The organism is Enterocloster citroniae (genome assembly GCF_040545455.1).
Classification (GTDB): domain Bacteria; phylum Bacillota; class Clostridia; order Lachnospirales; family Lachnospiraceae; genus Enterocloster; species Enterocloster citroniae.
This window is the reverse complement of the sequence record NZ_JBEPLZ010000054.1, coordinates 1-10,274: the sequence shown is the minus strand read 5'-3', so window position 1 is coordinate 10,274 and position 10,274 is coordinate 1. Positions and strand designations below refer to the sequence as shown.

12 protein-coding genes are annotated in these 10,274 nt (G+C 48.0%); 7 read left to right on the top strand and 5 right to left on the bottom strand.

Annotation, left to right across the window (positions count from 1 at the left end; genetic code table 11):
* The first annotated feature begins 118 nt into the window (after nt 1-118).
* The 7 genes from deoC (at nt 119) to ABID13_RS28365 (ending at nt 6,382) form a co-directional block, all read left to right on the top strand.
* Nucleotides 119-787 carry a deoxyribose-phosphate aldolase gene (gene deoC, locus ABID13_RS28395; protein ID WP_048930897.1) on the top strand — a complete coding sequence of 223 codons (669 nt, stop codon included), beginning with the start codon at nt 119-121 and terminating at the stop codon, nt 785-787.
* A 17-nt stretch (nt 788-804) separates the two neighbouring features.
* Nucleotides 805-1,257, top strand: a complete 453-nt coding sequence (locus tag ABID13_RS28390; RefSeq protein ID WP_007859401.1) for a PTS sugar transporter subunit IIA — start codon at nt 805-807, stop codon at nt 1,255-1,257.
* Complete coding sequence (locus ABID13_RS28385; protein ID WP_048930896.1) at nt 1,257-1,556, top strand: PTS sugar transporter subunit IIB; 300 nt, start codon at nt 1,257-1,259, stop codon at nt 1,554-1,556. Before ABID13_RS28390 ends, ABID13_RS28385 begins: the two co-directional genes overlap by 1 nt.
* Before the next feature lie 40 nt (nt 1,557-1,596).
* The gene (locus ABID13_RS28380) at nt 1,597-2,367 is read left to right on the top strand and encodes an SDR family NAD(P)-dependent oxidoreductase (RefSeq protein ID WP_048930895.1); all 771 of its coding nucleotides are present in this window, start codon (nt 1,597-1,599) and stop codon (nt 2,365-2,367) included.
* A 28-nt stretch (nt 2,368-2,395) separates the two neighbouring features.
* Entirely contained in the window at nt 2,396-3,658 is a 1,263-nt protein-coding gene (locus ABID13_RS28375; protein WP_045093945.1) for a PTS ascorbate transporter subunit IIC, read from the top strand.
* A gap of 74 nt (nt 3,659-3,732) precedes the next feature.
* The gene (locus tag ABID13_RS28370) at nt 3,733-4,281 is read left to right on the top strand and encodes a class I SAM-dependent methyltransferase (protein ID WP_048930894.1); all 549 of its coding nucleotides are present in this window, start codon (nt 3,733-3,735) and stop codon (nt 4,279-4,281) included.
* Nucleotides 4,271-6,382, top strand: coding sequence for a BglG family transcription antiterminator (locus ABID13_RS28365; RefSeq protein ID WP_048930893.1), 2,112 nt, complete (start codon nt 4,271-4,273; stop codon nt 6,380-6,382). Before ABID13_RS28370 ends, ABID13_RS28365 begins: the two co-directional genes overlap by 11 nt.
* A gap of 37 nt (nt 6,383-6,419) precedes the next feature.
* On the opposite strand, the gene ABID13_RS28360 is transcribed toward ABID13_RS28365, so the two are convergent.
* The 5 genes from ABID13_RS28360 to ABID13_RS28340 all read right to left on the bottom strand — a co-directional run bounded on the left by ABID13_RS28360 (nt 6,420) and on the right by ABID13_RS28340 (nt 10,056).
* Nucleotides 6,420-7,331 carry a permease gene (locus ABID13_RS28360; protein ID WP_048930892.1) on the bottom strand — a complete coding sequence of 304 codons (912 nt, stop codon included), beginning with the start codon at nt 7,329-7,331 and terminating at the stop codon, nt 6,420-6,422.
* A gap of 55 nt (nt 7,332-7,386) precedes the next feature.
* A complete protein-coding gene (locus ABID13_RS28355; protein WP_242849300.1) occupies nt 7,387-8,262 on the bottom strand; it encodes a DUF362 domain-containing protein in 876 nt (291 codons plus the stop codon).
* Nucleotides 8,263-8,510: 248 nt separating this feature from the next.
* A complete protein-coding gene (locus ABID13_RS28350; RefSeq protein ID WP_276325550.1) occupies nt 8,511-8,822 on the bottom strand; it encodes a MerR family DNA-binding protein in 312 nt (103 codons plus the stop codon).
* 16 nt (nt 8,823-8,838) lie between these two features.
* Complete coding sequence (locus ABID13_RS28345) at nt 8,839-9,435, bottom strand: cyclophilin-like fold protein (protein WP_242849298.1); 597 nt, start codon at nt 9,433-9,435, stop codon at nt 8,839-8,841.
* Between the two features lie 33 nt (nt 9,436-9,468).
* A complete protein-coding gene (locus tag ABID13_RS28340) occupies nt 9,469-10,056 on the bottom strand; it encodes a cyclophilin-like fold protein (RefSeq protein WP_048930890.1) in 588 nt (195 codons plus the stop codon).
* Nucleotides 10,057-10,274: the final 218 nt, after the last annotated feature.

Genomic DNA, 10,274 nt, shown 5'->3' with positions numbered 1-10,274 from the left:
TACCAAAAAAAGGGAGGTCATTGCTCTTTTTATTGCAAACTCCCATAAAATCAAGGTTTAAACAATAAAACAGGTAGTGAAACTTGACACTACCGAAACGATTGAGGAGGACAGAAAAATGAATAGAAATGAATTGGCGCGTTATATTGACCAGACAACATTAAAACCTGGAATGAACCATGACTATGTCGCCAAGTTTTGCCGGAATGCAAAGGAGAACCATTTTGCCAGTGTCTGCATACTGCCCAATATGATAGAAACGGCAGCCGAGGCACTGAAGGATTCCGACACAAAGGTGTGCACGGTTATCAGCTTTCCTCTGGGATTTGATTGGCCGGATGTGAAAATCCATGAGACAGAGGACGCCCTTGACAAGGGAGCCCAGGAAATTGACCTGGTAATGAATGTATCTGCGTTAAAGTCTGAGAGATACGACATCATAATTGAGGAACTGGATGGCGTGGTAAAGGCCAGCCATGCCAGGGGGGCAATCGTTAAGCTGATTATTGAGACCCCGCTGCTTACGAATGACCAGATTGTAAAAGCATGTGGCCTTGCGGAGCAGCATGGTGTGGACATAGTCAAGACTTCCACCGGATTTTCGGCCATGCTGCCGCGTTCCACTTCTGTGGATGATGTGAAACTAATCCGCAGCAGCGTAAAGCCTGAGACAGGCATCAAAGCGGCTGGAGGAATCCGCACCACCGCGGATACCCTTGCCATGATTGAGGCAGGGGCTACAAGAATCGGCGCCAGTGCTGGAGAGGAAATCATTGGTGGCCTGTAAAAAGGCGGAGGATCGGGATGCAGAAACTGGTAAGTTTGGATGATATAGAATTAAATGTGTCTGCAGCTGACTGGCAGGATGCGGTCATAAAATCAGGAACCATACTTTTAAATAATGGCTATGTGACCAGGGAATATGTGAATGCCATGGTCCAAACGGTCAAAAACCTTGGGCCGTATATCGTGGTGGCTCCGGGACTGGCAATGCCTCATGCAAGAAGTACCAACGGCGTCATAAAGAGCGGCATTAGTATCATGACATTGTCCCAGCCTGTGGAATTTGGCAATGAGAGCAATGATCCGGTCTACCTGTTAATCGGACTGGCGGGAAGCAATGATGATCTTCATTTAAAAATCATGCAGGCTATTGCCACCATATTTGAAGATGACAGGATGCTGGAACGGATTACAGCGTGTGACCGCCGGGAGATGGTTGCCAGGATATTCAATGATGTGGAGGTGGAGGAATAATGTTACATATTGTTACGATTTGTGGATGCGGCATGGGGAGCAGCGTAATCCTGAAGATGAATGCAGAGAAGGCGCTTAAGGACCTGGATATAGAGGCTAGACTTGAGGTCAGTGATATTACAACAGGGAAGGGCGCGGCACGCACTGCGGATCTGGTGCTGATAGGAAGGGAACTGGCCTATCTTGTGCAGGACATTGATAAACCGATCATACAGCTTACCAGCTTTGTAAATAAGCAGGAAATAAAGGACAAGCTGCGGGAATATTGCGAAGCAAATGGAATTAAACAGAAATTGTAAGGACTTTGGGAGCAATTCATAATTAAGAAAGGAATCGGACATGGGGAAATTTGAGAATAAAGTAGTAATTGTCACGGGTGCCGGTCAGGGGGCAGGAAAGAAACTTGCGATCCGTTTCTATGAAGAAGGCGCCGTGGTCGGCCTCCTGGATCTTAATGGCCAGAACCTGGATGCCGTAGTAAGAGAAGTGAACCCGGATACCGGCCGTTTTTTGACCTACGCGGTAGATGTCAGCGACAACAGACAAGTGACATCAGCCATCGATGATATAGGCAAACGGTTTGGCCGGATCGATATACTGATTAATAATGCCGGGGTTCTTCACAAGGGTATGATTGAGAGCTCTACGGATACGCATATGAAGCTCATGGTAGATGTAAACCTCATGGGTCCCATGTACTGTACTCACGCCAGCGTGCCTTATATGAAGGAAAATGGTGGAAATATCATCAATGTATCCTCCATCCTGGCAACATTCCCTAATACGGGTTCAGGGGCCTACGGGGCGGCCAAGGCTGGCATGATTGTACTTACAAAGGTCTGGGCAGCTGAATTAGCCCCATACAAGATCCGCGTAAACTGCTATGCGCCGGGCGTATTAAACACCCCAATGGCAGAAGACGTGATTAAAAACAGGGCAGAGAGCAAGCTATGCCAGATACCGCTTCGCAGGTTTGGGGAAACCGATGATGCATTTGACCTGGTCAGCTTCTTCTGCTCGGATCAGGCGAGCTATATTACAGGACAGACCATAGGACTGGATGGAGGAATATGGGCAACCCAGACGCCCACGGCAGCCTGGAAACTGTAAAGGAACGTAGGATGGAGAGGGGGATACTATGAACTTTGCAATTGATTTTATTACCAACGTGCTTGGTAATCCCACGGTAATGTTGGGTATTATAGCATGTATTGGTTTGATGTTTTTAAGAAAGAATGTCAGTGATATTGTCATGGGAACTGTAAAGACTATGATGGGATATCTGATCCTAAGCGCAGGTACAACTATTATTGGTACTCCTATCACCCTGCTGACAACCCTTGTGCAACGGGGGCTGGGCGTGGACGGCGTGCTGCCTCTGTACTGGGTGGTCTATGCCGAGTCCATGGCCAAATTTGGAACGGAAGCCGCATTAATTTTCATCATTGGATTTGTCATTAATATCCTGCTTGCCAAATTTACGCCATGGAAGAATCTGGCCATGACCGTACACCTTCAGCTTTTCTGGGCAGGCTTCATGGCAAGCATTATGGCGGGCTTCGGATTCTCCGGAATCACTTTGATAGCAATCGGCGGCCTTATTTCAGGCGTGTATTACTGGATTGCCACCACCATTTCCGCCCACTACTTAAAGCCTGTGACTACGGAGCATGCTAATTTTGTCCCCAGTGCCATTGCGCTCGTTATTGCCGGAGAAGCCGGAAGGCTGTTTAAGAAGGGTGGAAAATCCACAGAAGAGATTGAATTTCCCAGTTCGCTTAACTGGCTCAAGGACAGTATAATCGCAACCTGCATGGCCGTGCTTGTAATGAATTTTATTTTCACCTTTATTGCCGGCCCCGCGGTTGTAAGAGAGCTGGCCGAAGGAACTCCCTGGATTCTATATGTCCTAATACAGTCACTCACCTTTGGAGGAGGAATCGCAGTCATCCTCTATGGCGTGCGCATGATGCTGGCAGAACTGATTCCCGCATTCTCCGGTGTTGCTGAAAAGCTGCTGCCTAACGCGGTCCTGGGCCTCGACTATCCCACGGTATTCCCTTACGCCGGCACTGCTGTGATGCTTGGTTTCGTATTCAGCCTTTTAGGTTCCATCCTGGCTACTCTGGTTATGGCTTTTACCGGTTTCTCACCGGTTGTGGTACCTGGAGTCCAGATCAACTTTTTTGAAGGAGCACTGGTCGGCGTGTACGCCAATGCCAGGGGAGGCCTTAAAAACTGTATATTCAGCGCTCTTATAACAGGCTTTATACTCCAGTTTGCAGTGGCTCTTACCTTCCCCATGACAGGACATCTCATGGCAACAGGAGGAGCATATGAAGCTATGGACTTTAATACAATCGGATATTTGATTGCAAAGCTCATGTCACTGTTCCACTAAATAAAAATATATGGCAGGCCACGCATTTCGTAACAGAAAATGCAGGCTTGCCTGTTTCTGGATCGGAGGGAAAAATGCAGGAATCCGAACAGTACCTGGAACTGATCCGCAGGGACCCGTTCCTCCGTGCTATGCTGGCTTCATATGAAAATGTTGCTGGCAGCACGGCTGGGAAAGACGTGTTGGACTATGGCTGCGGCTATGGATGGGGCAGCTATCTGCTCTCCTGCCACTGCCGCCGGGTTACGGCATATGACCCGGACCAGGAGCGCATTGAGTTTGCGAGCCGCGTGTTCAGCCGGAAAAACATTCATTTTATCTCTGAAGAAGCATGTCTGTCCGGGAAATATTATGATTTGATCTGCCTTTTCATGGTATTACATAACATCAGGGATTGCGAAGATATATTGATACACCTGCCCGGATATCTGAATCCGGGAGGGATGATTATGTTCAGCTACAAAAGTACATACCGCGCACTTGTGCCGGTTCTGGATCAATGGGCCTGTGACTGCGGCTTTACACTGGCACATTCAAGCCAAAGCTATCTGTCGGATGAAGAATCAGTTGAGGAACGATGTTATTACAAAAACAGGGATGAGGAATGGTTTTATGCTCTATGAACGATGTGTACGTATAATTGAAATACTGATTCAGTCACGGCAGGCCATGACAACAGGAGAGCTGGCCAGCCTGCTGTCAGTGAGTTCCCGGACCATTCGCAGCGATTTGGATGTTATCGATGAGTGGCTGGGGGGATTTTCGCATGAACCGGTGGTGAGGATTCCGGGAATAGGGATACTGTTAAAGGACATCAATGGGCAGATCCAAATGCATTTGAGGGAAAAAGGGACAGGAGGATATGTAATGTCCTCTGCCGAGAGGGTCCGTTCCATCACGGGATGGCTCCTGTCAGAAGGCTCCTCCACCAGCATTGCCGAGATGGCGGAAAAGCTGCAGGTAAGCGCTGCCACAGTTTCTAATGACCTGCAGAAGGTGAAAGCCTGGATGGACCGGTCCTGCATCCATATGGTTTCCAAGCCGCACATGGGAATTACGGTGCGGGATACGGAAAATAACATCCGCAGGGGATGCATCATGGTTCTGAGAGAGATGCTGGAGACGGGAACGCACCAGCAGGAGCTGATAGGTATGAGGTTCACACAGGCTGAGAGCCTGCTGCGAAAGTATCAGATGACCTCTTTCTGCAATGTATTAAATGCATGGAGGGAGAAAATCCTGTTTATAATCAGGGAACTTCAGGATAGCGCCCATGTGACCATATCGGACAATGGATTTTGCGCCATGTTCCTATATCTTCTCACCGCATTCACACGCATGGATAGAGGGCATCCAATCAGTGTGAAAAGACAGACATTTCCCCACATTGAGGTACCATCCGGATTTGACTATAACCGGATCCATGACATGATTCTGGATCAGACTGGACTGGATGCGGATGAAAATGAGATGTTCCTGATCCATGCAGAGTGGATGTCGCTGCGTAAATTTGGTTCCTCCCAGGAAATCAATGTAGAGCATGTCCTGATCGCAAAGGAACTGATTGCCGAAGTAAAGGACTCCCTGGAAATCGAATTTGAAGAAGGGGATGATACTGTTCTGGATCTGGCTGCCCACCTCAGCGTCATGCAGTACCGCCTGTTCCTCAATATACCCGCGGAGCATAATGCTGCGCTGCAGGAGATAGAGGAAACATTCCCCGATGTCTGCCAGGTGGTCAGGCAGAAGCTATGTACCATCCTGAAAGAACGGCTGGGAACTGTAAACCAGGAAGTGTGCAGCCGGGAAGCGGTATATATTTCTATGTATATTGTTGCCTGCATTCTCAAGAATCCGCTGGAGGCCGCGGTAAAGAAAGATGTAATCATCGTGTGCAACAGTACAGTTGCAACGTCCAGGATACTGGAGAACCGCCTGAAATCCATATTTTCCAATGTAAATGTAGTAAAATCCATATCCTACCACGAGTTCATCAGCGCTGCGCAGCCACTCTCCTGTGACCTTATCATCTCTACTCTGCCTTTAGAAAGCACACAGTACCAATGCGTCACAGTAAATCCCCTTCTTAAGCTGGAAGATATCAACAAGCTCATGGGAATGTTCATGCTAAGGATGCAGAATGTGGACTTCAACAAGTATATCAGCGCCACCATTAACATAGTAGCCCGTTCCTTAGAGCTGAAGCCGGAGGAGCGTATCAAGCTGTCCATCGAGCTAACCCGGGATATCAAAGAGGAGGTACAAGGGCTGGACAAGAGCCACAAGCCGGCCGTGAGGAATCTGCTTGACGAATCTCTGGTGGCGGTGAATGTGCATGCAAGGAATTGTTATGACGCTATCCAACTGGCCGGAGATCTGTTAAAGAAAAAAGGATATATCACCCAGAGGCATATTGACGAGATGATACGCATTAAACGGAAGCTGGGCGGCTATATGGTAATTGACAAGGGAGTAGCGCTTCCTCATCTTCTTGCACCGGAGCTTTCTGGCCCATGCATGAGCGTAATTACCCTGGATAAGCCGGTCCGCTTCAACCATGCGGATAATGACCCGGTGGATTTAATTGTCATGCTCCTGTCAAATCATAACACAGCCCACATAAAGGTCCTGGAGGAACTGGTGGACCTGCTGGGGGATGCAAAAAAACGGGAGGCAATCCGTTTATCCACCAGTGCCTATGAACTTTTGAGCATCATAAGCTAACATCGGCCGCCGCTCTTGTAGAGAGTGCTGCAAATATTCATATACCATAAAATAACAAATCAACCAACATTCCAGCGCCAGTAGACATTAGAATTGAAAAAACAAGGTACAGAATAAAATGCTTTGCTCCAAGAACAATTTTTACCGCCCCCAAATTGGTAAGCTTCGTAGCGGGCCCGGCAATCATAAAGGCGGTGGCGCTGCCCTTACTCATCCCCTCCCCCAGCCAGGCTGCAATCAGAGGAATCGTCCCACCGCCGCAGGTATAAAGAGGAATGCCAAGAGCCGCTGCCATCAGTGCGCCCAGTCCCTGATTCGCTCCAAATAAACCGGTAACCCACCGGGACGGCACATACCTCTGATATAGGGCAGTCAATAGAACTCCCAACAAAAAATACGGAAAAGTTATCCTTATATTGCGTCCCATATATTTCAAAAGACGCCTCACAATATTCGCCTCACTATCTCGGTTTTCCGGCAGATCAAAATCCGTAAACTTGTAAAAGCTTCTTTGTTTAAAAAAAATATGTATGAGAAGTCCGCCTGCGCAGCCGCATATAAAGGCCACCAGCAGACGGAGCATTGCAATCTCTGTCCCCAGCGCAAAAGAATAAAAGAACAGTTGTGGATTTAGCAGGATAGAACTCATCATAAATGCGGTTATCCAGTCCTCGCGCATCCCACTTTTAGAAAAAGAGGCGGCAATGGGAATAGTCCCATACATACAGAGCGGGGAAAGTATTCCCAATGCGGAGGCGGGAATAATTCCCCATATCCCCATCTTTCGTTTTCCCAACGAAGACATTCTGTCATGGATATGTTTCTTGAGAAAAACAGACATCAGGGAACCAATCAGAATCCCCACCGCCCAGTAAAAGAAAATCTGCCGGAACTGCAGGTCAAAATAATACCAGATATAAATAAATTCCCTGTGAAGTGCTTCAATCATAGCTCTACCTCAATTCCAGTATTTGAAAAATTATCTTTGCAGCCATCTTTGTCTTTTACTCATCAAGATTAACCAGCGTATAGGTCCTGCTCCCCAGCCCTATCTTCTCCGCCTGCTCCAGGGTGTGAATACCATTTCTGGATTCAATCCGATTCACCAGGGACTGTCCGTCCGCAGCAGCATAAACCAGGTCAACGCATGCCTGATCCAGGGCCACCGGGTCGTAGGAAGCCAGGATTCCTATATCATGCATATCCGGCTCAGCAGGGCTTGTATCACAGTCACAGTCCACACTTAGACGGTTCATCACATTGATATAGAGGATGTTCCCATTCAGAGCATCCGCAACCGATTTTCCGGCCTCCGCCATGGATTCCAGGAACGGGTCCTGAGAAGCGCTCCACATGCTCCCGCCCTTTCCTGCCGTGTGAATATGGTTTTTACCTTCCGCTGATGCAAGCCCAATGGAGATATTTTTAATTGCTCCCCCGAACCCAGCCATAGCATGGCCTTTGAAATGGGACAGTATCACATAGTAGTCGTAGTCAGAAAAATGCTCTCCCACATAATTTTCCGTCAGATTGGTTCCTCCGGTAACCGGAAGCGTCATGGAACCGCCCTCATCCATGATATCTATATCAGCAATGGCAGTATAACCATGATCTTTTGCTACCTGGTAATGCATGGCCGTGTTGGACCTGGCCCCTCCATAGGCAGTGTTGCACTCTACAATTGCTGCCTGCAGGGACTGGACAAGACCGCCAATCAGGTCTGTGCGCAGATAGTTACTCCCCGGTTCTCCGGTAGACAGCTTTACCGCTACCCTGCCGGTTGGGGCCGCGCCCAGCGCCTGATAAATTTCCATAAGACTGTCTGAATTGATATCCGCCGTCATATAAACGACAGCCCCTTTCTCCGGCTGTCCTGCCATAGAGATTTCTGAGGACGTTATGTTCTGTACCTCGGAAGTGCTTTTCCCGCTGCCCTCTTTCTGGCTATTCATATTTTGAGGAACTGCCTCTTCCGGCTGCGAGCAGCCTGCCAATAAAGCGGCTGACGCAACAACCGTCACGATAAAATGTATTTTCTTGTTCATAATATCCTTTCTGCCCTCTGGCGATTACGATCGACTGCATGATTTACGTTCCATGCCCATTGCAGTTTTTAGCATTTTGGTAATTAGGAGTTCTCCTTTCCAATCTTCATCGTAATCGGACCGCATTTCTGCTCATAAGTGTCCAGCTTGTAGTTGATAACGTCAAGGCTCTCCTGCATTTCCATCAGCCTTGCCTCCAGACTTTCCTTCGCTTCCATCATAATCTCTTTCCTTGCCGCTTTTGTTTCCCCGCCCTTTAAGGCAAGCTGCACATACTCCCGAATTGCCTCCAACGCCATGCCGCCTCTTTTAAACCTCATAATAAAGTCAATCCAGTTTAAAACTGTATCATCATAGATGCGGATGCCAGACTCGCTGCGGGGTACTTCAGGAATCAGTAGATTTTATTATTTACTCGTCCTTTTCAATCTGCAATATTCCGGACAGGCTGTGAATATTCTCTGTTCCCGAGACAGCCTGCCCTAATTCATACAGCTGTCCGTTGGGACTGTAATCTCCGTAGAACATGACCACATCTCCCCATGGAGCATAGTAGGCCAGCGTACCCATGCCGGAAGCCGCCTGCGGGGTATCTGTGACATCCAGCTTTTCCGGAGGATAAAAGATCTTTTCATTGTTGCTGAAATTCTCAACATCCAATGACAAGGGAAGCTGCCGGTACAGGCTCTTTGCCGCCGCACTGTCATTTAATTCAAACACAATGGTGTTCTCTCCCGCCACAATACGAATCCTTGTTTTTTCATTTTCTGCCAAAGCAGGTTCGGAAGTTTCTTCCTGCGGAGCGTTTTCTATGGCTGCCGCACTGGTATCAGCCTGGTCACTAACCACACCGGGGCCGACTTCGGTTTCCATCCGGCTATTTACAATCCCGGGGCCTGCCGCTTCAGCCGTTGTCTGGGCCAGAGCGGTATTTACTCCGCTCCTCTGGCATGCTGCCAGGGTTATCATTGCAAAAGTGACCATCATAAAGCTCAAGATTTTTCTCATCTGATTTCATCCTTTCCTGTTTGACATAAGTTACTACTGTGCCCACTGAATAGACACAATTTTGTTGCTCCAGCCCTCCAGAACCGGGTTGTTCTCCACTGCCTCGCTAAGCTCCCCGGTTCCCTCAATGGTACCTACTTTTGTATATTCCCCTGTCACCTCAGCGTCATGGTAAAACAGGATCATCCGGTTCGGCTCGGAATAATACACTTCCCCGGCCCGCTCCGAAGTGATGGTTTCCGGGTCTGATGGTATGGTATATCTGCCCGGAATGTCGTAATACTGCATAACTTCATGATTTTCAAAATCGTCATAATGATAAATTGGCAGATTCCAGGAAGCCTCGCCCACATCTCTCGCAATCTCTGCCGCAGTGTCATTATCATATAGACGCAGAATAAACGGCTCCCCGTCATAGCCAAATCGAATCTCCAGATCCGGCAATTCCCCCACCGCCCCGGCCTGGACGCCTTCCTGTCCACTGTCTACGGTATTTTCACTCTGTATGGCTGCCGCCTCTGTTTCAGCCTGCGCCTCTGTTCCGGCAGAACGCCCGGAACAGCCGGCCACCGATAAAACCAACAGCGATGCAACCAACAACACATTTATTTTTTTGAACATATCTGATACTTCCTCTCTTGTTTTCTAAATTCAGTATAACAACGTAAAAGTTCAATAGCAAATACTTATAAATAATGAAAGATCATTCTCATTAGGAATAATCATTCATTAATACCGTCAATTCGGTTAGTTGAAATCCTAAATGCAACATTGAAGTTGTAAATGCACATTGGAAATTTCACGAAGTTGTAAATGCACCATGACATGGGTAAATGCAA

Bases quoted from the DNA above. Each gene is read 5' to 3' on its own strand.
- deoC (WP_048930897.1), top strand. From the start codon at position 119: ATGAATAGAAATGAATTGGCGCGTTATATTGACCAGACAACATTAAAA.
- ABID13_RS28390 (WP_007859401.1), top strand. From the start codon at position 805: ATGCAGAAACTGGTAAGTTTGGATGATATAGAATTAAATGTGTCTGCA.
- ABID13_RS28385 (WP_048930896.1), top strand. From the start codon at position 1,257: ATGTTACATATTGTTACGATTTGTGGATGCGGCATGGGGAGCAGCGTA.
- ABID13_RS28380 (WP_048930895.1), top strand. From the start codon at position 1,597: ATGGGGAAATTTGAGAATAAAGTAGTAATTGTCACGGGTGCCGGTCAG.
- ABID13_RS28375 (WP_045093945.1), top strand. From the start codon at position 2,396: ATGAACTTTGCAATTGATTTTATTACCAACGTGCTTGGTAATCCCACG.
- ABID13_RS28370 (WP_048930894.1), top strand. From the start codon at position 3,733: ATGCAGGAATCCGAACAGTACCTGGAACTGATCCGCAGGGACCCGTTC.
- ABID13_RS28365 (WP_048930893.1), top strand. From the start codon at position 4,271: ATGCTCTATGAACGATGTGTACGTATAATTGAAATACTGATTCAGTCA.
- ABID13_RS28360 (WP_048930892.1), bottom strand. From the start codon at position 7,331: ATGATTGAAGCACTTCACAGGGAATTTATTTATATCTGGTATTATTTT.
- ABID13_RS28355 (WP_242849300.1), bottom strand. From the start codon at position 8,262: ATGGCAGGACAGCCGGAGAAAGGGGCTGTCGTTTATATGACGGCGGAT.
- ABID13_RS28345 (WP_242849298.1), bottom strand. From the start codon at position 9,435: ATGAGAAAAATCTTGAGCTTTATGATGGTCACTTTTGCAATGATAACC.
- ABID13_RS28340 (WP_048930890.1), bottom strand. From the start codon at position 10,056: ATGTTCAAAAAAATAAATGTGTTGTTGGTTGCATCGCTGTTGGTTTTA.